Origin of the sequence: Bacillus sp. FSL K6-3176, assembly GCF_038003325.1 — a bacterium.
In the GTDB taxonomy this organism is placed as follows: Bacteria; Bacillota; Bacilli; order Bacillales; family Bacillaceae; genus Bacillus; species Bacillus altitudinis.
The window spans coordinates 2,810,920-2,831,945 of the sequence record NZ_JBBOOX010000001.1 but is presented as its reverse complement, the minus strand read 5'-3'; the positions used below and the strand labels follow the sequence as shown (position 1 = coordinate 2,831,945).

Below are 21,026 nucleotides of genomic sequence, written 5' to 3'. Positions count from 1 at the left end.
CTTTTTTAGAAAAAAATATAGTATCATAAAGACGAGCTTTCGAAAAAGAAAGCTTGTCTTTATGTGGACATAGATGTTTGCCTTCAAAAGATCAGAATTGAAAGGAAAGAAAATCATGAATCTATGGGATTTATTCGTGGCACTGGTTTTAGGAATTGTCGAGGGATTAACAGAGTATGCACCTGTCTCGTCTACAGGGCATATGATCATTGTTGATGATCTTTGGCTAAAATCAAAAGACATCATTACGCCAGAGGCTGCAAACACATTTAAAGTCGTGATTCAGTTAGGTTCTATTTTAGCTGTCATGATCGTGTTCAAAGATCGTATTTTGAACTTATTAGGCTTAAAGAAAAATATCACAGAAGAACAAAAACGCAGCGGACATAAGCTGACCATTGCTCAAATTGCTGTTGGACTCGTCCCAGCCGTCATTTTAGGATTCTTATTTGAAGATTATATTGATAAATATTTGTTTGATGTGAGAACGGTCGCTGTCGGTTTGATTTTAGGGGCTGTGCTGATGCTTGTCGCTGATTGGATCAATAAACGTAAAACAGAAACAAGCTCTGTGGATAATATGACGTACAGACAAGCGCTGTATATCGGGCTATTTCAATGTTTAGCACTATGGCCAGGCTTCTCGCGTTCAGGTTCTACAATAGCAGGTGGTGTTATTCTTGGACTGAATCACCGAGCGGCGGCTGACTTTACGTTTATTATGGCCATGCCGATTATGGCGGGAGCAAGCCTCTTAACACTTGTTAAAAATGCCGAATATTTAACAACAGACATGCTTCCATTCTTTATTGTGGGCTTTGTGAGTGCGTTTATTGTGGCTCTCTTTGTTGTTCGATTCTTCCTAAAACTGATTAATAAAATCAAACTTGTGCCTTTTGCGATCTACCGAATCATCCTAGGTCTGATTTTATTCATCATGTTTATGTAATGATGGAAAACTACTCTTTTAAAAGAGTAGTTTTTTTGTTGTTTTGCTCTTTTAAACAGTAAAAACAGCCTCTTAATTGGTAGAAAAAGAAGTTTTTTCTTAAATTAGTGTTTAAGTGACAAAGAAAAGGGTAGTACATAAACATACCAATTAAAGGAGGAGTTAGAAATAATGAGGAAAACAAGTAAATTTTTTGTTAGCTCTATGATTGCTACGTCAATGGTTGCTGTCCCTTTATCTCTTACGACTTTTGGTCAAAAGGCTGAAGCTGCTACGACAACAGGTGTCGATGGAAGTGTCTCGATTGATCCAGTAGCCATTGCCGATAAAATTGAACAAGCAGTAAAATCATCTCAAAATCGTGATGGATTTGTAAAAAATGCGGCATACAGTGCATTCTATGAAGCAGGTCAAAATTACAACGTAGTTGTTCAAAACTTAAGCCAAGATCATGATTTTAGCGGACTGAACAATGTTGTTTATTATGATAGTGTTGAATATGACGGCATTACGTTTGGTATTTGGGTATTTGAAGATGGTACGTTTGTCAACAATGGTGACGGGGGCTATATTAACTGGACTTTTGTTGGCAGCTTTGACCGCGAAGAAGGAAGCGGTACTGTCGATTTCCATAAAAGATTCTAATCTCAACGTCAAAAGTCTGCCGATTCATCGGCAGACTTTTTTTAAAGCGCACATTCTTCTATTTCAAAACCTAAATCTTCAATGATGTGATGATCGGTTTGAACTTGCTGTCCTTTTGTCGTTAAATAATCGCCTACAAAAATAGAGTTCGCTGCATATAATGCGAGAGGCTGAAGCGTTCGTAAATTAAACTCTCTTCCCCCAGATACTCGAATTTCCTTAGCCGGGTTGATAAATCGCATCAGTGCCAAAACCTTCAACGCTTTGATTGGATGTGTACGTTCTTGATGTTCAAGAGGCGTTCCTTCAATTGCATGGAGAAAGTTGACGGGAATCGAATCCGCATCAAGGGCTCTAAGCGCAAAAGCCATTTCGACAATTTGTTGATTGGTTTCGCCCATTCCAATAATAACCCCTGAACATGGTGACATCCCTGACTGTTTGACCTTCTCAATGGTCGATACGCGGTCATCATACGTATGGGTCGTTGTAATTTGAGCATGATGATCTTGATGTGTATTGAGATTATGATTATACCGATGAACACCCGCTTCCTTCAGCCGTTTCGCTTTTTCTTCATTTAATAACCCAAGGCATGCACACACCTTCAAAGGCATCGTCTCAGTAATTTCCTTTACTGCTGCGGTGACTTCATCTAATTCACGGTGCGAAGGTGCTCTCCCGCTTGCTACAATACAATAAGTCCCCGCTTTTCTTTTTAACGCCTCACGCGCACCGGCCACAATGGTTTTTTGGTCAAGCATTGTATATCTCTCAAGCAGAGCTGTTGAAATCACCGATTGTGAACAATACCCGCAGTTTTCAGGACAATATCCGCTTTTGGCGTTAAAGATCATATTTAATTTCACCTTTTTTTGAAAAAAATGAAATCTCACCTGATAAGCAGCATGCATAATAGGCAGCAACTCTGCGTCGTCTGCTTCAAGAATTTTTAGACCTTCTTCCATCGTAATTGGTTCATCATTGATGGCTTTCTTCACGATCGTTTCCCAAGACAAAGACGTTATTTTTCCCATCATAAGCCCCTCTCAATATGTAAACTTATTTTTATTAAAAGTTAACATAATAGATAGAGATTGGCAAGCACTGGTAAGCGGCTTAATTAAAAAACACAAAAAGGCGATGAACATGTAGTCATCGCCTTTTCATATGAAAAAAATCGCTTAACGAACAGTAATATAGTTAATGACGAGCTCACCTAGTGAATTATAGTAAGACACTGTAACAGAACCGCGTTGTACAGCACGGATCCAAGTGAAATTTGGAGCAGTTTGGTCTAATTGAATGGCATACGTTGCGCCTGAGACAGAAATTTGGCTAGCTGGAAGTGAGACAGCAATTGAAGAACCTACAGTAAGTGTGCGGTTCACTGTAATCACTTTATTCATAATAGGAGCTTTTGCTATAACTGGTTCTTTAGGCTGTGCAGCTGCATGAGCACCTTCAGTTTGGAAGAACGTAAGAGCACCTAAAGCAGCTAAAGACAATGTACAAGCTTTCATTAATTTTTTCATCGGTAACACTCCTTTTTTTGGTATATACATATATTAATAATAATAGAATTATATGTCAATCAAAATAAGTGGAAAAATGAGTATTTTTGGTGAAAATTGTCACATATTATGTAGGGAAAGACGATTTTACCCAAAAAACACATGATTTTTTATTCATATGTCATTCTTTTTTAGGAGGAAAAAGAGACATAAAAAAAGCTGGGTATCTACCCAGCTATGTGATGCTTTATAAAAAGAGATCTTTTATTTGTCGTCTGTCTGTTTTGGCTGACGGCCTTTTTGTTTCTCTTTCTCTCTAATGTAGTTAATAAAGTCGATGGTTTGTCTTCGTGCTTCTTCAGAAAAATCGGAGGCAGCTTTAAACGCAATTTGCAAATCAGGATCATCTGCAAGATCGTCATCAGAGGCGTTTTTGTCTTTACCTGTGAGAAGATAATCTGTTGAGACCCCGTATAACTCGGCGATTTTCACAATCATTTCACCATCTGGCTTTCTCAATCCATATTCCCAGTTAGCATAGGTTGACATCGCCTTTAATCCGAGTTTTTTGGCAACGGTAGACTTACTCCATCCATGTTTCTCTCTTAATTCAGTTAGAATCTTTCCAGTCAAATTATCCATCGGAAACACCTTTTTTCATATTATGTGTAAATTTTATCATGAATTACACGGAAAAGATAAATAAATACACAAAAAGAATAAAAATATGATTGACTTACTCGTTTTGTGTATATTATCATAATGAATATAACTTACACATAATGAGTAAGAGGTGGAAACATGAAACTTGAAAATTTACGAGAAGAACGAATATTACAAGGAAAAACACAAACGTATATGGCGAAAAAACTTGGATATAAGTACACGAGTGGCTATGCAAATATAGAAATGGGCCGAACAAAGCCCAGCTTAGAAATAGCCAAGCATATTGCAGATTTGTTAAATATCGGTGTTCAAGAGCTTTTTTTTGGTCAAAAGTTACACAAAAAGAGTAATAGTCGTAAGGAAGACCGTTCTTAAAAAGGGGAGACAAACAGAATGAATATCGAACATCCGATGGTGACACAAATGAATGATTTCGGCTATCCAAAACGTTACTGGCCATATGAAATGTCCCGAAATGGTTATCGATTAGAGGACGAGAACCGTGAGAAAGGATTTGATGATGATGAGACATCAGATGACATTTGATGCCCGAAAAGAAGCACAGCATTGCCTAGTACAAGCTGGCGGCTGGATCACTTTTCATCAAAAAGAGCCGATGTTTGCTTTCCCCACGGCAGAAGAAAAACGCACATACATGACCCTCATGGCAGAAAAAGCCGTTGATGACAAGAAGAAGGAAAGGATGAATGCGACATGAATCGATTGAAGCAAATCATGACATTCCTGAAATGTTTACTCAATGCGGGTCAAAACGAACAAGACATTCGGCAGTGGGGGAAGGATGACGGGAGATCGTAGCATGGTCCTTCATTTTATCATTGAAAAAGAACATTTATGCACAAAAGAGACATTGATAAACAGAATTCAAGCAGCCGCAAAAGCGCAATGCTCAAGCAGAATAAAAGGCGCATTATCACTCGACATTCGCTCATTTTACAATATGCCCATTGATCTAGCGAACAGCCAAGACACGCGTACATCTGCTGAAAAAGGCTTGATACGCCCAGTACACATCAGCATTCTTCAACCAAGTTTGCAGTATATACAAGAAGCACTTCATGCCATTGCCGATGACGCCTCTTTACAGATTGTAGAATTAAGAGTTTCACAGTTTTATAGCATGCGTCCTCGAATGGAAATCATTTTAAATATGATGGGTGATGATATGAGATCCTCACCACCAAATAAGGAGACAAGCATATGAACGAGCCAAAACAACTCATGATTCAAGAAAACCAGACATTTGTCGGTGAAATGGAAAAAGGAAAGATTCAAGTCATTGTGTTAGATGGAAACGTGGGAACGGCTTATATGATGGATGTACCTGAGCATGGAAAAACGATTATTCAAACAGCAAAAGGACATTTTGCAAGAGTCGATCACGAGATTGGTTTTAAAATCAGCTAGCCTGATGAACAAGAACAACTGAATAAGTCCAAGACGGAAAGCCTGCGGACACTGATCAAGACCCTATAGAAAGGGGCTGATTGGTGTCCGTTTTTTATTTTCTTAAAAAAGGGAGAGAGCACAGGTGCAAGATTTATTGATCGAATATAAAAGAAGTTTAAAAGATGCCAGAAAACGATATGAACAATTAAAAGACAAAGAAGAGAAACAGATGTCAGATCAGGACAAACATGATCAAAAAATGGTCGCCAGTATGGTCAGTGATTTAGAATATGTGGTGGAATGGCTTCAAATCGGTAGAGAGCCAGGCGCACGCAGAGGATTAGACAGAAGATCTGTGTATCAGCGCACCATTCTTGCCAATCCAGAAGTATTAGAGGCTTTATCACATGAATACACCCTCATTCAAGAGAAAGAAAGAGAGGTAAGTGAGCGAGACAAAAGGCGAATCGATGAAGCTTTGTCTGTTTTAACAGATCGAGAGAAAGACGTGTTTTTTATGCACACAACGCAGGGGCTATCATTTAGCGAGATTGCGATTATCCTAGATGTAAAAAAAGGAACAGTCCAAAAACATATGGAAAGAGCTCGGACCAAAATGTCCAAAAAAGTACAAGAACGCCTATTCAAAGCTGCTGAATAGGCGTTTTTTCTTTCATCACATCAATCTTCAAAAGCTTGTCTTACAGTTGCCACCTATAGTTAGAAAGACCAAACGAATGTTTGCTAGCCCGGCACAAATGATTTCTCTTTAGGGAATCATTCGAACTAAAAGGAGGCGGCAGGTGAATGTAAATGAAAGATAAACGGATAGAGGCTAAGCAGGATTATATGAAAGGGATGACGTACCAGCAGCTAGCGGATCATTACAACGTCTCCATCCATACCGTCAAATCATGGAAAAGACGATACGGCTGGCAAAGACAAAAAACACCGTCAAAGCAGGCGCACTCGATCTTTCATCAATTTCTTTCAGATGAAACGATTGAAATCATGGAAAAAATGGATGGGCGCACATCTCTTGATATCATCTGGGATCAAATTCAAATTCAATACGCAGCCATTATTCGAGCGCAGCGCATCATGCATGTAGCAGATCAAGATGACATGATCAAAGAACTGAAAAAGGCGACGTACTTGCCTTCTTCATTAGAGGAAGAAACAGGCGAAGGCATTCATCCAGAGCCAGAGATCACGGCAGAGGAATTTTCGTTTCAATTTTCATGGGATCGGCATGCTACTTTTTTAAATGCCCAATCTCGTGCAATGGGAGAGCTAAGACGGCTGATTAAACAGTTTGAAGAGCTCGCTCACGCAAAAGATGAACGAAGATTAAAGCTGAAGCAAATTGAGCTGACAATCGAAAAAACAAAAAAAGCAGTTCGTGAGGAAAAAGAAGAAGATCTTCATATCATGATCAAAAGAAAAGAGGACGATTCATGACGCCGTTGATTGAAAAAGAAGTCAATCCTCACTTTGAACACTTTTTGTTCGATTGGAATCAAAAGTTTCAGTTTTTAGTAGGCGGCTATGGCTCATCCAAAAGCTATCACATTGCTTTAAAGCTGATCTTAAAGCTGCTTGAGGAAAAACGGACAGCACTTGTCATTCGAGAAGTGTATGATACGCACCGGGAGTCGACCTATTCTCTTTTACAAGAAATCGTCAGCGATCTTGGCATCGATCATCTAGTAAAGTGCCGCAGTTCACCGCTTGCTCTCACTTTTCGCAATGGGAGCAGCATTTTATTTAAAGGACTGGACAAGCCTGAGAAATTGAAGTCGATCAACAACATCTCAATTATTTGGATTGAGGAGTGTTCCGAGGTTTCTTATGAAGGGTTTAAAGAACTGCTTGGAAGGCTGAGACATCCGGTTTTACCTCTTTATATGATGTTATCGACGAATCCCGTTGGTCAGGATAATTGGACGTACAGACATTTCTTTCGAGATGAGCAGCTGAAACGTTTTGTCCTTGATGACGAAACCTTATACAAACAGCGAACCATCGTGATAAAAGATACGTACTATCACCACTCAACAGCAGAAGACAATCTATTTCTTCCTAAAAGCTATGTCAAGCAGCTGGATGAGCTGAAAGAATACGATCCAGATCTTTATCGAATTGCAAGGAAGGGATACTTCGGTATCAATGGCACAAAAGTGTTTCCGCAATTTGAGGTCAGACAGCATGCTGACGTATTAGAAGCGATCGGGCAGATTGAAAGACCGCTGAAACGGGCGGGGATGGATTTTGGATTTGTCGAATCCTACAATGCGCTCATTCGGTTAGCTGTCGATCATGAAAAAAAGTACTTATATATTTATTGGGAATATTACGACCGCGGGAAAACGGATGATGAAACAGCTGTTGATCTGAAAGAATTTGTTGAATCAAAGGAACTCATTAAGGCAGACGCAGCAGAACCTAAAACGATTCACTATTTTCGGCAGCGCGGATTTCAAATGGTCGCTGCGCATAAGTTCCAAGGCTCACGTTTGCAATATACAAAGAAAATCAAACGATTTAAGAAAATCATTTGTTCTGATGCTTGCCCTTATACCATCTATGAACTTCAATCACTAACCTATAAGGCAGATAAGAACGGCCGCTTAGAGGAAGATGAATTTCAAATCGATCCACACACATTATCCGCCATTTGGTATGCGCTAGATGATTATGAGGTGACCGATTTGAAACAGACTGCTTCAGAGCGTGTCCGTCCAAACCGAGAGAGGAGGTCCATACAATGAAACAATTAAAAGCAACGATTATGAAGGCCAACATGTCTGATCATACAAAACAAATGTATGAGGATGAATTTTCATACGAAAAAGATGACATTGTCCCCCCGCCCTACCATATCAATGAATTAAAAAGCATGGCAGAATACTCAACGATTCTTCAGCAATGTATAGATGCGTATCGAACAAACATTTTAGGTTTTGGATTTGGGGTGGAATACGCCTTTGATTTTAATGCGGAAGATGTGAAACCGGTCAAAAAGAAGACAGCCGAGAAGGAATGGACAAGACTCGAAGAGTTTACGAAATACATGAACTATGATGAGTCTGCTGACGTAATTCTTGGTTATGTCCTAGAAGACCGGGAGAAAACAGGAAATGGCTTTTTAGAGGTGCTGCGGGATGGACAAGGAAAGCCGGCAGGAATCGAGTATTTGGATGCACTCCATATCCGCATTTGCAAGCTAAGTGAGCCAGTCGACGTCGAATTCCGCTACACAGAAAACGGCGAATTAAAGACGATGAATCGCAAGAAACGATTCCGAAAATATGTGCAGGTCATCAATGAGAAGAAAGTCTTTTTCAAGGAGTATGGTGATCCGCGCATATTAAATTGTGAAACAGGCAAGTACGATGATGCTACACCAGAACCGCTTCAAGCAACAGAAGTCATTCATTTTAAAATTGGCAGTGGGACGTATGGGATTCCCCGCTGGATTGGCAACATCGTCAATATGTATGGCGCACGAAAAGCAGAAGAGCTGAATTATCTTTATTTTAAGCAAGGACGGCATGTACCTGGTGCCATCATTGTCGAAAACGGCATGCTGTCAGAGACTTCTTATCAGCAGCTACAAGATTATATGGATGATATTGAAGGCTCTGACCATGCGCATAAGTTTTTATTGCTTGAAGTAGAAGGGCTTCCGACAGAAAAAGGATTAACAGGTGAAGAAGATGTATCAAATGTCAAAGTGAACTTTAAATCCTTGGCGGAAATCCTGCAAGAGGATGCGCTCTTTTTAGAATACGATGAAAAGACGAGAAACAAAATCCGCTCCGCTTTTCGTCTGCCGCCTATTTACACAGGAGAGTCACAAGATTATAACAAGGCCACGGCAGATACCGCGCGAAAAACAACGGAGGAGCAAGTGTTTCAGCCAGAGCGGCATCTTATTACAGGGAAGCTCAATACTCTTTTTCTCCCGGATTTAGATATATGGCATGTCCGCTTTCTATTAAATGGTCCTGACTTTAGAGATCCATTAGAGATAGCGAAGGTTCTGACACCATTTATTCAGGCTGGGGCAGTATCGCCAAATGATTTACGAGATCTTGCGGGGCGTATTCTTGGCAAGACGTTAGAGGAATGGCCGGAAGAATTCTACCACCGACCTTTAGAAAGCCGCATAAAAACAGCTGATGGGCTGTCTCCATCCAAGTCAAACCAGCTGGAGAAATAAAAGGACGTGAGCTTTTTTGAAAGGGGGTGAACATATGCCAAGGGAATTAAAAAACGCAAAAATTACACATGTTTCCTATGTGGACAAGGCCGCCAACCAAAAGAAATTTTTCTTGATGAAAGCAAAGAAAAAGCAGCATGACTTTCAAAAAGAAGTCAGTGTCCTGACGAAGGCAGATGATGCGCATCGCCTCGTATATGGCGTCGTGTATGAACCGAATACACCTGATGCACATCAAGACTTTATGTCGGCCAAAGAAATTGAAAGAGCAGCACACGGTTTTATGAAAGATGCCCGTCACATTGATAAACAGCATGATTTTCAAGATGGTGTTGGCGAAGTCGTCGAATCATACATTGCCCCAGCGGATTTTGAAGTAGGCGGAGAGCTGATTCAAAAAGGATCTTGGGTACTTGTGACAAAAGCATCACAAGATATTTGGGACCAAATTCAGCAAGGCCACATTACAGGCTACTCAATGGCTGGAACAGCAGACATCATCGCAATAGAGGAACACGATCAGCTCCTATCTCAAGAAACGAACGAGAGAGGGCTTTTTTCTTTGCTGAAAAATTTCTTTTTGAAAGAGGAAGGTGCAAATATGCCACAACAATTTTGGAGCGTTTTAGATCATCTGCTGGAAACGTTGCAGTCAAGTGATGGTGATGAGTCTAGCGTAAGAGCGGCACTTGAACAATTGATTCCAATTGTGCAGGATGTGTTGAAAACAAATGATGTCCTCCAAACGATTGGCGAAAGACCAGCATCCGTTCAAAAGCAAGATGCCGGATTAACGACTGATCAAGTACGCGAACTAGAAAAAGCAAAAATGGCCATCGACAACGTTTTACAACAAGCGGATAAACAAGGGACAGATCAAGCAGGTGAAGAAGAACCTGTACAAAAAGTGCTGGAGCAAGTGGTTGCGCCAATTCGTCATCAGCTCTCTTCCTTAGAGAAATCAGCAGGCAGAGAAAAAGCAGCGATTCAGGAAGTGCTTCAGCAACAGCTACTGCCTATTTCAGAGCGGATACACATGCTTGAAAAAGCGCGGGGCATTTCTAAACAAACAAATCACGATACACAAAATGATATGACAAAGCCCATATGGGATGGCTTACTATAAGCCTAAATAAGGAGGAAAAAGTGTGAGAAATCAAGAGTTGATTCGCAAGGCTGAAATGACACTTGCCAGCTTAAAAACAGGCGGTCTCATGAACGCAGCCCAATCCAACACATTCATTAGAATGATGCAAAATACACCAACCGTTTTAAATGATGCACGTATCATTCCAATGGAAAGTGATTCACAAAAAATCGAAAAAATCGGCTTCGGTCAGCGCATTTTACGCCCAGCAGAAGAAGGCAAAGCGCTGGATGCAAAAGACCGTGTTGTCCCAGCGACAAGCACTGTCCAGCTCAATGCAAAAGAAGTCATTGCTGAGATTCATATGACGTACGACAGCATTGAAAACAACATTGAAAAAGACGGGATTCAGCAGACCATTATGCAAATGCTGGCGGAACGAGCGGCAGTCGATATTGAAGAATTGATCGTCAACGGTGATACAACATCACAAGATCCATTTTTAGCTCAAATGGATGGCGTACGAAAACAGGCAGTTTCTCATATTGTCGATGCAAATGGAGCGGAAATTAGCCGTCAAATGTTCAAACAAGCCTACAAAGCGATGCCGTCAAAATATTTACGTGTACCTCAGGATTTCCGTTTTTATACATCCCCAAGTTTAGAGGTCGAGTGGAAAGACCAAGTAGCAAACCGTCAGACAGGTCTCGGAGATGCGGCGATTCAAGGCGGACTTTCTTCTGCATTCGGTGTTCCGGTCAAAGGTCTTGCCAATATGCAGCCATATGATGAAGAAGGAACAGACGTATCAGATATTTTACTGACACACCCGAAAAACATTATCGTAGGGTTTTCTCGCAATATTCGTATTGAAGTAGAAAAAGATATTCGCAGCCGTAAGTTTATCATTGTTCTAACAGCGAAGCTCGACAGCAAATTTGAGGAAGAGGATGCTGTAGCCAAAGTAATGAAAGTGAAAGAGTAGGTGACAGCAGGCTATGATCATTTCTGCTGAGGAACTACAAGCCTATTCTGTATTTGATCGCGTGAAAAATCGTTCTGTAGAGAGACTAGCGGCAGATATTATTGAAGCAGAAGCAGCGGTATTTCAAATGGTCGGGCACGATTTTACACATGAAAAATATCAGCCCATTCCTGAAAAAGCAAGGATCGCCTTATTAAAAATGGCCCAGTATTTTGCCATGCTGAATGATGACGAATCCATGATGAAAGGCTTGACTTCAGAAAAAATGGGTGATTATTCATATGCAAAGGCAGCGGACAAAGTGAAAGGCAGACCTTATGTGTATGCCCTTCTTGTTGATTATATTGAACCTTCATTAACTGGCGGCAGCGCCAATTTAAAGGTGAGATCATTATGAGCTATGATTCTCTATTAACGGATCGCTGTGATCTTTTTCACTTGGAGAATGAGGAGGCAGTCCGCGGCAAATTTGGTATACCAGCAGGGGATCTGCAAACGGATCTCACGTATCCTGATACACCAAGTATGAGAGATGTGGCTTGCTATGTTGTAGAAAAAAGCCAGTCACTCGTGCAAGAAGAACCGAATACAGTCATCTATCAGTCCTATCTCGTCCATTTCCCTTTAGCAAGCGACATTCGTTTGCATGACAAAATGGTGTGGAACGGCATCTCACTCAAGTTGCAGCAGCCAAAAAGAGTGAAAAATCATCACATGGAAGTGATGGCCGTCAGAAAGGAAAACCTATGAAAATTGATGGACTTGACCGGCTGCTATCTCAGCTCCAACAGGCAAATAGTGGCGGCTTAACGGCGCAATATCAAGAGTGGTTACAGGAAATGGGCTTACAGTTTTTAGACATCATTCAAGATGAAATCATCAAAGAAAAGGCTGTTGATACAGGCCGTCTCCTCAATTCCTTTCAAAAAGGTGACAAGGAGAATTACTTTCTCACTTCCCGAGGCGGGCTCACGCTAGAAGTGGGGACACAGCTTGATTATGCCTCTTACGTGAACGATGGACATGCCATTTCTTCAAATGGAGAACGAAGATGGGTGCCTGGCAGATGGAACGGCAGCCGCTTTGAATATGATCCGAACGCCAGTACTGGCATGATGCTTTCATCTCAATGGATTGAAGGAAATGGGTACTGGGATCATGCCGTCATGCTCTATGAACAAATGTTTGAACACTCGCTAGATCGAAAGCTTCAAAGCTGGATCGATCGACATTTTGGGAGGTGATGGAATGAATCAAGAAGTCGGGGCAATCATGCATTATATATACACACGCTTTCCTGTGAAAATGTATGATCGTCTTCTGCCAGAGCGTTTCCAAGTGCCATCTGTTTATGTGCCGCCAGTGACTGTCATTAGTGGTCCAGATACAGTGTCTACTTTTATGAAATCTTATTCGCTGCAAGTGAAAGTGTTTCATATGGATACAGAAAAAGCGCATGATGCGGCGGAAACAGTCGTCGATGCATTGCTTGCTGATCGTCAAATCATTCAGATGATCAGTGAAGATGGAGAGGTGCTTGATGATTATGTCCGCATAAAAAGAGTGGAAACAAGAATCATAGATCAAGGTGTAGCAGCGATTGTCCTGACGTGGGATAGCAGCTATTGGTACAACCGAGATAAACAGCCAAGCCTAGAAGGTATCAATTTTTCAGATGGGGTGATCAAACGTGAGCAAGACTAAAAAAACACAGCTCGATCAAACAGCGGGCGAAGAAAAAGAATTTGGCTTTTCATTTGAAGCCTTAAAAGAGCACAGCAAGGATCTTTTTGGGGTAAAACCAGAAATCCTTGAAGGTGCTCTTTTTTATATCAAACATCAACCAATTACAAAAACAGAAGCAAAGAAGCACATCGATGCTTTTTTGTCCAAGGAGGTTTAAAGGATGAACGGAGGCACTTTTACACCAGGTACAGAGAAAAAGCGTCCTGGCATTTACTTTAATTTTAAAACAACAGCAGAGCAGCGAATTACTTTAGGCGAGCGAGGAACAGTTGCACTTCCTCTTGTCATGAGCTGGGGAGAACCAAAAACCTTTATTTCCGTTTCCGATATGGAAGACTTAAATAAAAAGGTCGGGCTCAACATTGATGATAAGTCACTTCTTCTTTTCCGTGAAGCGAAGAAAAAAGCGCAAACGGTCTTGCTTTACCGTCTAAACGAAGGAGAGCCAGCCAAAGCGGAAATCGCAGAAAACTTTGTGGTCACAGCCAATTATGGTGGTCAAAAAGGAAATGAGATTACCATTCAAGTGGCAGAAAATGTACTCGACAGCACAAAGCGTGACGTCATCACCTATCTTGGAACAGATATTGTCGATAAACAGGTGGTCAAAGATGTCAAAGATCTTGTGAAAAACAAATACGTTCAATTTTCTGGTGAAGGCGAAGCGGTCATTACTGCAGGAGCGGCTTTAAGCGGCGGGAAAAACGGTGTGGCAAGTGTCGCAGATTATACAGCTTTCCTAGAAGCAGCTGAAACGGAATACTTTGATGTCATTGCACTCCCAGTCGATAATAGTGAGCAATTAAAAGCAACATTCGCGTCATTTATTGAGCGTTTACGTGATAAGCAAGGACGTAAGGTGCAAGGCGTTGTGGCTAACTATGCAGCTGATCAAGAAGGAATCATCAATGTCACAAGCGGTGTTGTTTTAGAAGACGGAACAGAACTGACGCCTGCTCAAACAACAGCTTGGGTCGCAGGAGCAAGTGCAGGAGCGAATTTTAATCAGTCACTGACCTTTGTTGAATACGAAGGCGCAGTCGATACATTAGAGCGTCTTGATAATGATCAAGTAGAATACCGTTTATCACAAGGAGAGTTTCTTTTCACTTTCGATGCAAGAGACCGCACGGTGAGCGTTGAAAAAGATATTAACTCTTTGACAAGCTTCACGGTTGAAAAGAACCAGCAAATGGCGAAAAACAAAATCATCCGTGTGCTAGATGCAATCAACAATGATTTAACATTTGAACTGAAAAATTTGATTAAATTACGCAAAGCCAATGGCAATGACATTCCAGCATCAGACGACGGTGTGCAGCTTGTGAAAACACTGATTACACAGTATCTCACACAACTTCAAGATGGAAGCGGCATTACAGGCTTTAACTCAGAAACAGATATCGTCATTGGCCTCAATGAAGATCGTGATGGATTTATCATCGATTTAGCAGTACAGCCAGTAGACGCAGCAGAAAAATTCTATTTCAATGTGGAGGTGAAGTAAGATGGCTTTTAAAGCGCAAAATACAATCTCAGGTAAAGAAGGTCGTCTTTTCTTAGAAGGTGAGGAGCTTGCCTTTATCAAAACGTTTGAAGCAAACGTGGAGAAAAATAAATCAGAAGTGAATGTGATGGGCCGCCGAATGACTGGTCATAAAACAACAGGGGCAAACGGAACAGGAACGGCAACATTCTATAAAGTTACGTCACGTTTCGTTCAACTTATGCTCAACTATGTGAAAAAAGGGGAAGATCCTTATTTCACTCTTCAAGCGGTAATTGATGATAAATCATCAGGCCGAGGCACAGAGCGTGTGACATTATTCGATGTCAACTTTGATTCAGCTAAAATTGCTGGACTAGATGTTGATTCAGAGGCACTTGAAGAAGAAGTTCCATTTACATTTGAAGACTTTGATCTGCCTGAAAAGCTGAAGAATTCTTTCTAAGAAATGCGGAGGAAATTAGCTAATTAATTAGCTAAATAAAAACCAAATATGCTATAATGCAAATGTAATGAAAAATGAATGCATTTGTAATGCACATTGCATTCAATGACACACAAAATGATGTTTACATGCAAAGCGATTTGCATACAATAAAAAGAAGCCAGGATGCGCTAACATCCCGGCAATGTACAATGAGGCCCTTCAAGGGGCTGGCTTATCAATTAGATAGTTTTAAGGATAGACTTTCCCTTTCACCTACCAAAGCTCAAGGGGAGTCTATTTTTTGTTTATATACGTCAACAAAGCAAGGATAAACATCCCGAATAAAAGCATTAGGGAAATCGCTTGGAACGTTGACATGAGCATCACCCCCTTCCTATCGGGGATGAGCCAGACACCCTTGAGCAAGCCGTTCAATTGTACGAGTTATATTATACATGAAAAGATTGGAAAGCACATTCAAAAATGGATGTGCTTTTTTGTATTCAAAAAACAAACAAAAGGGAGTTTTTAAACATGAGCGAAAAACAAACATTTGATCTTTCATTTTTTATGCCAGGACAAACAGTAGAAGCGGAAGAGGTCAAAGTGCCAATTTCTAAGCGTTTTGTTGATAAAAAAGGGAATGTCATTCCTTTTGTCTTCAAAGCGATTACCACGGAACGTATTGATGAACTGGAAAAAGAAAACACCACGTTCAAAAATGTCAAAGGCAGAGGCCGTGTGAAAGACTTAGACAGCCAGCGCTTCTACGCACGGATTGCCATTGAATCGACGATTTATCCAGATTTCCGCTCAAAGGAATTAAGAGAAGCCTACAGCACACAAGATCCAGTTGAAGTTGCAAAACGTGTTTTATCTGTCGGTGGTGAATACGCAAACTGGTTAAACAAAGCCATTGAAATCAACGGATTTGAAGACGAAATTGAAGATTTAGAAGACGCAGCAAAAAACTAATAAAAGATGGGGATAAGGAAGCAGTGTTTTTATATTACGCCATGCATGAGCTTCACTATTCCCCATCAGAACTTCTCGATTTATACGAAGCACCAAGACAATTTAAGGCATTCTTATTCGGACTCATCAGCTACAAGCTCGATATGCTAGAAAAAGAAGCAAAGAAAGGAGGGAAATAAACTGGCGAAGCTCACTGCACGATTTGAATTAGAAGACAAAGTATCAAAGAAGCTGTTGCGCATTCAAAAACGATTTCAAACGTTTGAGAAGCAGCTCAAACCATTTAGAAAACCGATGAAAATAAGCCTGGAAATGGATGAAAAGAAGCTAAGGAAATTCAATTTATCGATGAGAAGGTTTTCTGTATTGTCCATGAAGCTAGATCAGGGGATCTATCGTGATCTCAGATCATTAGCAAACCAGCTGAACATGATACCGAAACAGATGGTCATATCGATTCAAGCAAAAGGACTAGATGTCATTAAATCCAGTATAGATCGATTGAAACAATCCGGAACAAGTCCAATCCTGTTGACGTTCAAACTGAATGATCAGTTGTCAGGAAAAATGTCATCAATCAAAAAATCAATCCTTCAGCTCATGAACAGAACGTACTATATGAGATTAAACATGGTTGACCAAGCCACCACTGCCATTCAACGAATCAAAAAGACACTCAAAAGCTTGACAATGGCTAAACACGAAATCAGAGTATCTGTTCAAGACAATGCAAAGAGTAAGTTGAAAAAACGAGATCAGGCAGAGTCAGTTGTGAAAGAACAAAACATAAAAAAAGAACCTGAGGCTGTTAGTCCGCCAGTTAAAACGGATGAACCTAAACAGGATTGGCTCCAGAGCCTTGCTAATAAAGGGTTAAATGAAATTCAAAAATATGCAGGTGATGTTGCAGACAAGGTGAAAGAAAAATTAAGTCCTAGAAAGTTTTGGGACGAAAAGGCACTTCCTTGGGTTGAAAATAAAATGGAAGAGTACAAGCAAGATGTGATCGGAAGAATAAAAGAGAAGATTAAATTTAATCCTGAAAAAAAACTAGATGAATTGGTGACCAATGTATTAGATCGTCTCTTTGGTGCAGGTGATCAATCGAATGGAAGTAGCACTCCAGCGCCAACAACAGCGCCAACAACAGCGCCAACAACAGCGCCAACAACAGCGCCAACAACAGCGCCAACAACGGCACCAACAACAGCGCCAACATCCACACCATCAAATTCAGCTCCCAATAAGAAATCTAAGCCGCGAGGTGGTAAAGGTTTGTTTCGCAATAGTTGTTGTCCCTGTTGTGCAAGAGGTTTAAGCAGGGGAGGATCTACTAAAACTAAAAATAGAAATGGTCAATCACCAAGACAACCTAGAAATCCAAATGCCACAACAAGAACCGAAATGAATAGAAGACCTCCAAGTAAATTAGGGGATGCGTTGAAAAATATCGGTAAAGGGAGCGGTAAATTATTAAAGAAAGTACCTATTCTAGGCAGTGTACTTAGTGCAACAAATCTAATTGGTATGAAAAAAGAGAATGCTGGTGAAAAGATCGGTGCGACTGGAGGAGGAATCGCCGGTGGAATGGCAGGTGCTGCAGCAGGTGCTGCTATTGGCAGTGTAGTTCCAGGGGTAGGTACAGCCATCGGCGGCCTAGTAGGCGGCATCGCTGGAAGTATGGGTGGAGAATCTATCGGTGAAACAATTGGAAAATGGTTTGATGGCGGTGGATTTGAGAAGATTGGCCAAAAAGCCATTGAAATCAAAGATCAAATTGTTGAAGTGTGGTCTACAGTTGCGGACTGGTTTATCGAAAATGTGTGGACACCATTAAGCAGCACGGTTGGCACAGTAGCAACCACAATCTGGTCAAGTCTAGTCAATGCATGGACATGGATACAAGAAACATTCAGTGCAGTTGCGGGCTGGTTTATCGAAAATGTGTGGACACCGTTAAGCGATACAGTTATTACGGTAGCAACCACGATCTGGTCAAATCTAGTCAATGCCTGGACATGGATACAAGAAACATTCAGTGCAGTTGCGGGCTGGTTTATTGAAAACGTTTGGACACCGCTAAGCGACACAGTCGTTACGGTAGCAACCACGATCTGGTCAAGTCTAGTCAATGCCTGGACGTGGATACAAGAAACATTCAGTGCAGTAGCAGGCTGGTTTATTGAGAATGTGTGGACACCGCTAAGTAGCACAGTTGTCACAGTCGCTACGGGGATTTGGACAGCATTATCAAATGCGTGGAAAACCATTCAATCAATTTTTGGAGCAGTATCCTCTTGGTTTATGAACAATGTATGGAATCCGCTTGTAGAAACGGTTGGAACCATCAAAGATAGCATTGGGAAGAAGTTTGAAGAAGCGTATAAAGTGGTGACAGATATATGGGATGGATTATCTAAATGGTTTAAAGATAATATTCAGACACCGATCGTAAAAGTGGCAGGTGCCATAAGTGATGGTTTTTCTAAAGCATTTAACTGGGTTAAAAAGATTTTTGACAAAGCGGGCGATGGCATTAATTTTGTAGTAAAACATTTATTTGGAGATCCTGATAAAAAAGCCACAGGCGGCTATATCACCCAGCCTACCTTATCATGGATTGGTGAAGCGGGTAACGAATTTGTCATTCCAACTCAAAATAACCGGGGCCGTGGGAAGATGTTGCTTGCACAAGCTGCTTCTCATCTTGGAATGTCTGTTGTGCCAAGCAGCAGCGGAGCAGCAAGTCCAGTTTCTAGCTCTCCAGCTCCAATTACGCCAAATGCTCCAGCAGCTCCAACTGCTTCTGCCGGTTCAATTGGTGGAACGGTTTCAATGAATGGAAACATCCAATCTGCCAGCATAGGTGAGCAATTTAATCATGATTTTGAACAAGGGCTGAATCAAAAGGTGGTTTCAATTGATCAATGGAAGCAAAAAAACATTCAGCAGCCATTTAATCAAATGACATCAGATTCAGGAAAGTACGGACAACAAACGGTATCGGCATTTGCTACTGGCCAGCAAATGACACCAACAGGAACTGATAGCTTTTTGCAAAGTCGTGTAAAAGCACAATACCAACAAGTGATGACAGCATCACCAACTTGGGGTTCTGGAACTGTTAGTGGCTTTGCAACAGGTCAAAATGCCACATCAATTGGCACAAGCCAATACGTAGACCAACACGTCAAACAACCATTCCTGCAAGCCAAACAAGAATCACCAGGATGGGGTTCAGGAATGATCGATGCCTTCAATAGCGGCATGCGTTCAAAAGCAAGTGAAGTCACACAAGCTGCCAAAGAAATGGCGAAGAAAGTGGAACAGGCGTTTAGAGAAGAACTAGACATTCATTCTCCTTCGCGTGTCATGATGAGTCTAGGGAAATTCGCATCGATTGGTGTCGTCAAAGGGCTCGATTCAGTTGATGTGAAAAAGTTTGCTGAAAATCAAGCGGGTTCATTAATCGGAGCGTTCAGCGGTATGGGTGCTTCAGGTCTTAGTGTTCAGCAATGGCTCATGGCAGCTCTGATGGCGACTGGCACATCGATGAGCTGGCTTCCAGGTCTTATGACAATCGCTCAGCACGAATCAAATGGTAACCCGAAAGCCATCAACTTGTGGGATTCCAACGCCAAGAAGGGAACGCCTTCTAAAGGGTTAATGCAAACCATTGGGCCGACCTTTCATTCTAATAAAGGCAAGGGCATGAATGATATTTGGAACCCAATTCATAATGCCGTAGCAGCTATTAACTACATTAAGGGCAGATATGGAACAGTCTTCAATACACCTGGATTACGGAGTATGAGAAGAGGCGGTCCTTATAAAGGCTACGCCAATGGCGGATTGATTACTCAGGAGCAGGTAGCTAGAGTCGGTGAAGGAAACAAACGCGAGTGGATTATTCCAGAAGAAAGAGGCATTCGCGGGAGATATTTATTGACGCAGGCAGCAAAGGCACTTGGGATGCAAGTCTATGATCCATCAAATGCATCTGCTCCTTTACCAGAATCACAGATGCAGCAAGTCACCTCAGCACAGCCAGCTGGGAATGCAACAACGTCAGGCAATAAACAAATCACCATCCAGTTCAATGGTGATCAGCATTTCCATAATGGACAGGATCAGCAATCGCTTGTCGAAAAAATTAGACAAATGCTTGTAGACGAATTGGAAGTAGAGCTTCAGACAGGAACGAAAGGGGTCGTGATCGATGGGTAAATCAGTGTATCAATTGTGGATTTCCCAAGGCAAGGAGAAGTTGCGATTCCCTGTGCTTCCATCCGAACTTGAGATCACAAATAATGTACAAAATGAAACAGTGAAGGTCTCCTCCTTTGGGGAACTGACTTTTATTGATGTACCATCGGCTAAACAAGTATCATTCACCTCATTATTTCCTAAGAAATATTCGCCAATTGCTGAATATAAAAGCATTCCATCACCAGAGAATGCAATAGCGAAAATTGAACGAATGATGCGTTCAAAGAAGTCTGTGCGACTGATTGTGACAGGGACTAAAATCAATATGACGTGCAGCATTGAGAGCTTCACACACAAGGAAGGGTCTTATGACATAGGGGATCGTGAATTTACGATCGAGTTAAAGGAATATAAAACCGCATCGCCTAGGAAAATCAAACGAAAGAAAAAAGCAAAACAAACCAAAAAGAAAAGACCCTCAAAAACACCACCAAAATTGTACACTGTCAAAAAGGGAGATACTCTGTGGGCCATTTCAGGCCGTTTTTATGGCGATAGTACAAAATGGCGGCGTATTTGGAATGCCAATAAAGCAGCGATGATCAAACGAAGTAAACTCAATATTAAACAGCCGGGATATTGGATTTTTCCAGGGCAAAAATTGAAAATACCACAATAGGG

General features: G+C 41.2%; 28 protein-coding genes. 24 read left to right on the top strand and 4 right to left on the bottom strand.

The annotated features are described in order from the left end of the window. The first annotated feature begins 115 nt into the window (after positions 1-115). Both MHB38_RS14850 and MHB38_RS14845 read left to right on the top strand, forming a co-directional pair. Positions 116-949 carry an undecaprenyl-diphosphate phosphatase gene (locus tag MHB38_RS14850; protein WP_035390159.1) on the top strand — a complete coding sequence of 278 codons (834 nt, stop codon included), beginning with the start codon at positions 116-118 and terminating at the stop codon, positions 947-949. A gap of 171 nt (positions 950-1,120) precedes the next feature. Then, entirely contained in the window at positions 1,121-1,594 is a 474-nt protein-coding gene (locus MHB38_RS14845) for a hypothetical protein (RefSeq protein ID WP_007500557.1), read from the top strand. Positions 1,595-1,635: 41 nt separating this feature from the next. Here MHB38_RS14845 and bioB read toward each other — a convergent pair whose 3' ends face one another. The 3 genes from bioB to MHB38_RS14830 form a co-directional block, all read right to left on the bottom strand. Beyond that, the gene (bioB, locus tag MHB38_RS14840) at positions 1,636-2,631 is read right to left on the bottom strand and encodes a biotin synthase BioB (protein ID WP_017358975.1); all 996 of its coding nucleotides are present in this window, start codon (positions 2,629-2,631) and stop codon (positions 1,636-1,638) included. A gap of 147 nt (positions 2,632-2,778) precedes the next feature. Then, positions 2,779-3,129: a hypothetical protein gene (locus tag MHB38_RS14835; protein WP_003213146.1), complete on the bottom strand. Its 351-nt coding sequence runs from the start codon at positions 3,127-3,129 to the stop codon at positions 2,779-2,781. Positions 3,130-3,372: 243 nt separating this feature from the next. Beyond that, positions 3,373-3,750 carry a helix-turn-helix domain-containing protein gene (locus MHB38_RS14830; protein ID WP_007500560.1) on the bottom strand — a complete coding sequence of 126 codons (378 nt, stop codon included), beginning with the start codon at positions 3,748-3,750 and terminating at the stop codon, positions 3,373-3,375. Between the two features lie 159 nt (positions 3,751-3,909). Here MHB38_RS14830 and MHB38_RS14825 point away from each other — a divergent pair, with 159 nt between their 5' ends. From MHB38_RS14825 to MHB38_RS14740, 18 genes are all read left to right on the top strand, one after another. Then, on the top strand, positions 3,910-4,149 hold the full coding sequence (locus MHB38_RS14825) for a helix-turn-helix transcriptional regulator (RefSeq protein WP_008344138.1): 240 nt from the start codon (positions 3,910-3,912) through the stop codon (positions 4,147-4,149). Between the two features lie 18 nt (positions 4,150-4,167). Continuing rightward, on the top strand, positions 4,168-4,320 hold the full coding sequence (locus MHB38_RS14820) for a hypothetical protein (RefSeq protein ID WP_008344135.1): 153 nt from the start codon (positions 4,168-4,170) through the stop codon (positions 4,318-4,320). Further along, positions 4,298-4,492 carry a hypothetical protein gene (locus tag MHB38_RS14815; protein WP_225310417.1) on the top strand — a complete coding sequence of 65 codons (195 nt, stop codon included), beginning with the start codon at positions 4,298-4,300 and terminating at the stop codon, positions 4,490-4,492. The genes MHB38_RS14820 and MHB38_RS14815 overlap by 23 nt, the downstream gene beginning before the upstream one ends. Before the next feature lie 102 nt (positions 4,493-4,594). Then, positions 4,595-4,999 (top strand): holliday junction resolvase, encoded by a 405-nt coding sequence (locus MHB38_RS14810; protein WP_335358024.1) that lies wholly within the window; start codon positions 4,595-4,597, stop codon positions 4,997-4,999. A gap of 17 nt (positions 5,000-5,016) precedes the next feature. Further along, positions 5,017-5,202, top strand: a complete 186-nt coding sequence (locus MHB38_RS14805) for an XtrA/YqaO family protein (RefSeq protein ID WP_370648332.1) — start codon at positions 5,017-5,019, stop codon at positions 5,200-5,202. A gap of 124 nt (positions 5,203-5,326) precedes the next feature. Beyond that, positions 5,327-5,845 (top strand): sigma-70 family RNA polymerase sigma factor, encoded by a 519-nt coding sequence (locus tag MHB38_RS14800; RefSeq protein ID WP_341003816.1) that lies wholly within the window; start codon positions 5,327-5,329, stop codon positions 5,843-5,845. A gap of 152 nt (positions 5,846-5,997) precedes the next feature. After that, positions 5,998-6,645, top strand: coding sequence for a phage terminase small subunit (gene terS / locus MHB38_RS14795; RefSeq protein WP_007500563.1), 648 nt, complete (start codon positions 5,998-6,000; stop codon positions 6,643-6,645). A gap of 8 nt (positions 6,646-6,653) precedes the next feature. After that, positions 6,654-7,955 (top strand): PBSX family phage terminase large subunit, encoded by a 1,302-nt coding sequence (locus MHB38_RS14790; RefSeq protein WP_160758062.1) that lies wholly within the window; start codon positions 6,654-6,656, stop codon positions 7,953-7,955. Next, on the top strand, positions 7,952-9,409 hold the full coding sequence (locus MHB38_RS14785; RefSeq protein WP_046344357.1) for a phage portal protein: 1,458 nt from the start codon (positions 7,952-7,954) through the stop codon (positions 9,407-9,409). Before MHB38_RS14790 ends, MHB38_RS14785 begins: the two co-directional genes overlap by 4 nt. Before the next feature lie 34 nt (positions 9,410-9,443). Beyond that, positions 9,444-10,535 carry an XkdF-like putative serine protease domain-containing protein gene (locus MHB38_RS14780; protein WP_341003812.1) on the top strand — a complete coding sequence of 364 codons (1,092 nt, stop codon included), beginning with the start codon at positions 9,444-9,446 and terminating at the stop codon, positions 10,533-10,535. Positions 10,536-10,557: 22 nt separating this feature from the next. Further along, on the top strand, positions 10,558-11,481 hold the full coding sequence (locus MHB38_RS14775; RefSeq protein ID WP_008344119.1) for a phage major capsid protein: 924 nt from the start codon (positions 10,558-10,560) through the stop codon (positions 11,479-11,481). A gap of 13 nt (positions 11,482-11,494) precedes the next feature. Continuing rightward, complete coding sequence (gene yqbG, locus MHB38_RS14770; RefSeq protein ID WP_007500574.1) at positions 11,495-11,878, top strand: protein YqbG; 384 nt, start codon at positions 11,495-11,497, stop codon at positions 11,876-11,878. Then, a complete protein-coding gene (locus MHB38_RS14765; protein ID WP_017367938.1) occupies positions 11,875-12,231 on the top strand; it encodes a YqbH/XkdH family protein in 357 nt (118 codons plus the stop codon). The genes yqbG and MHB38_RS14765 overlap by 4 nt, the downstream gene beginning before the upstream one ends. Continuing rightward, positions 12,228-12,725, top strand: a complete 498-nt coding sequence (locus tag MHB38_RS14760; protein WP_212360793.1) for an HK97 gp10 family phage protein — start codon at positions 12,228-12,230, stop codon at positions 12,723-12,725. The genes MHB38_RS14765 and MHB38_RS14760 overlap by 4 nt, the downstream gene beginning before the upstream one ends. 4 nt (positions 12,726-12,729) lie before the next feature. Further along, the gene (locus tag MHB38_RS14755) at positions 12,730-13,185 is read left to right on the top strand and encodes a phage tail terminator family protein (RefSeq protein WP_017367937.1); all 456 of its coding nucleotides are present in this window, start codon (positions 12,730-12,732) and stop codon (positions 13,183-13,185) included. After that, complete coding sequence (locus tag MHB38_RS14750) at positions 13,172-13,384, top strand: hypothetical protein (protein ID WP_008344108.1); 213 nt, start codon at positions 13,172-13,174, stop codon at positions 13,382-13,384. The genes MHB38_RS14755 and MHB38_RS14750 overlap by 14 nt, the downstream gene beginning before the upstream one ends. A gap of 3 nt (positions 13,385-13,387) precedes the next feature. Next, a complete protein-coding gene (locus MHB38_RS14745; protein ID WP_017367936.1) occupies positions 13,388-14,734 on the top strand; it encodes a phage tail sheath family protein in 1,347 nt (448 codons plus the stop codon). A 1-nt stretch (position 14,735) separates the two neighbouring features. Further along, entirely contained in the window at positions 14,736-15,179 is a 444-nt protein-coding gene (locus MHB38_RS14740) for a phage tail tube protein (RefSeq protein WP_003213309.1), read from the top strand. Positions 15,180-15,455: 276 nt separating this feature from the next. Here MHB38_RS14740 and MHB38_RS14735 read toward each other — a convergent pair whose 3' ends face one another. Continuing rightward, positions 15,456-15,512 (bottom strand): putative holin-like toxin, encoded by a 57-nt coding sequence (locus tag MHB38_RS14735; protein ID WP_229200408.1) that lies wholly within the window; start codon positions 15,510-15,512, stop codon positions 15,456-15,458. Positions 15,513-15,695: 183 nt separating this feature from the next. Here MHB38_RS14735 and MHB38_RS14730 point away from each other — a divergent pair, with 183 nt between their 5' ends. The 4 genes from MHB38_RS14730 to MHB38_RS14715 are packed head-to-tail and all read left to right on the top strand — an operon-like array spanning position 15,696 to position 21,024. After that, positions 15,696-16,136, top strand: coding sequence for a phage tail assembly chaperone (locus MHB38_RS14730; protein WP_008344099.1), 441 nt, complete (start codon positions 15,696-15,698; stop codon positions 16,134-16,136). 41 nt (positions 16,137-16,177) lie between these two features. Beyond that, positions 16,178-16,315, top strand: a complete 138-nt coding sequence (locus tag MHB38_RS14725; RefSeq protein WP_008344097.1) for a hypothetical protein — start codon at positions 16,178-16,180, stop codon at positions 16,313-16,315. A 1-nt stretch (position 16,316) separates the two neighbouring features. After that, on the top strand, positions 16,317-20,363 hold the full coding sequence (locus MHB38_RS14720; protein ID WP_445661581.1) for a transglycosylase SLT domain-containing protein: 4,047 nt from the start codon (positions 16,317-16,319) through the stop codon (positions 20,361-20,363). Next, positions 20,356-21,024, top strand: coding sequence for a LysM peptidoglycan-binding domain-containing protein (locus tag MHB38_RS14715; RefSeq protein WP_008344093.1), 669 nt, complete (start codon positions 20,356-20,358; stop codon positions 21,022-21,024). Before MHB38_RS14720 ends, MHB38_RS14715 begins: the two co-directional genes overlap by 8 nt. The last annotated feature ends 2 nt before the right edge of the window (positions 21,025-21,026 follow it).

What these genes read in the sequence shown, in the direction of transcription:
- MHB38_RS14850 (WP_035390159.1), top strand. Translation starts at nt 116, where the DNA reads ATGAATCTATGGGATTTATTCGTGGCACTGGTTTTAGGAATTGTCGAG.
- MHB38_RS14845 (WP_007500557.1), top strand. Translation starts at nt 1,121, where the DNA reads ATGAGGAAAACAAGTAAATTTTTTGTTAGCTCTATGATTGCTACGTCA.
- bioB (WP_017358975.1), bottom strand. Translation starts at nt 2,631, where the DNA reads ATGGGAAAAATAACGTCTTTGTCTTGGGAAACGATCGTGAAGAAAGCC.
- MHB38_RS14835 (WP_003213146.1), bottom strand. Translation starts at nt 3,129, where the DNA reads ATGAAAAAATTAATGAAAGCTTGTACATTGTCTTTAGCTGCTTTAGGT.
- MHB38_RS14830 (WP_007500560.1), bottom strand. Translation starts at nt 3,750, where the DNA reads ATGGATAATTTGACTGGAAAGATTCTAACTGAATTAAGAGAGAAACAT.
- MHB38_RS14825 (WP_008344138.1), top strand. Translation starts at nt 3,910, where the DNA reads ATGAAACTTGAAAATTTACGAGAAGAACGAATATTACAAGGAAAAACA.
- MHB38_RS14820 (WP_008344135.1), top strand. Translation starts at nt 4,168, where the DNA reads ATGAATATCGAACATCCGATGGTGACACAAATGAATGATTTCGGCTAT.
- MHB38_RS14815 (WP_225310417.1), top strand. Translation starts at nt 4,298, where the DNA reads ATGAGACATCAGATGACATTTGATGCCCGAAAAGAAGCACAGCATTGC.
- MHB38_RS14810 (WP_335358024.1), top strand. Translation starts at nt 4,595, where the DNA reads ATGGTCCTTCATTTTATCATTGAAAAAGAACATTTATGCACAAAAGAG.
- MHB38_RS14805 (WP_370648332.1), top strand. Translation starts at nt 5,017, where the DNA reads ATGATTCAAGAAAACCAGACATTTGTCGGTGAAATGGAAAAAGGAAAG.
- terS (WP_007500563.1), top strand. Translation starts at nt 5,998, where the DNA reads ATGAAAGATAAACGGATAGAGGCTAAGCAGGATTATATGAAAGGGATG.
- MHB38_RS14785 (WP_046344357.1), top strand. Translation starts at nt 7,952, where the DNA reads ATGAAACAATTAAAAGCAACGATTATGAAGGCCAACATGTCTGATCAT.
- MHB38_RS14780 (WP_341003812.1), top strand. Translation starts at nt 9,444, where the DNA reads ATGCCAAGGGAATTAAAAAACGCAAAAATTACACATGTTTCCTATGTG.
- yqbG (WP_007500574.1), top strand. Translation starts at nt 11,495, where the DNA reads ATGATCATTTCTGCTGAGGAACTACAAGCCTATTCTGTATTTGATCGC.
- MHB38_RS14765 (WP_017367938.1), top strand. Translation starts at nt 11,875, where the DNA reads ATGAGCTATGATTCTCTATTAACGGATCGCTGTGATCTTTTTCACTTG.
- MHB38_RS14760 (WP_212360793.1), top strand. Translation starts at nt 12,228, where the DNA reads ATGAAAATTGATGGACTTGACCGGCTGCTATCTCAGCTCCAACAGGCA.
- MHB38_RS14755 (WP_017367937.1), top strand. Translation starts at nt 12,730, where the DNA reads ATGAATCAAGAAGTCGGGGCAATCATGCATTATATATACACACGCTTT.
- MHB38_RS14745 (WP_017367936.1), top strand. Translation starts at nt 13,388, where the DNA reads ATGAACGGAGGCACTTTTACACCAGGTACAGAGAAAAAGCGTCCTGGC.
- MHB38_RS14740 (WP_003213309.1), top strand. Translation starts at nt 14,736, where the DNA reads ATGGCTTTTAAAGCGCAAAATACAATCTCAGGTAAAGAAGGTCGTCTT.
- MHB38_RS14730 (WP_008344099.1), top strand. Translation starts at nt 15,696, where the DNA reads ATGAGCGAAAAACAAACATTTGATCTTTCATTTTTTATGCCAGGACAA.
- MHB38_RS14725 (WP_008344097.1), top strand. Translation starts at nt 16,178, where the DNA reads ATGCATGAGCTTCACTATTCCCCATCAGAACTTCTCGATTTATACGAA.
- MHB38_RS14715 (WP_008344093.1), top strand. Translation starts at nt 20,356, where the DNA reads ATGGGTAAATCAGTGTATCAATTGTGGATTTCCCAAGGCAAGGAGAAG.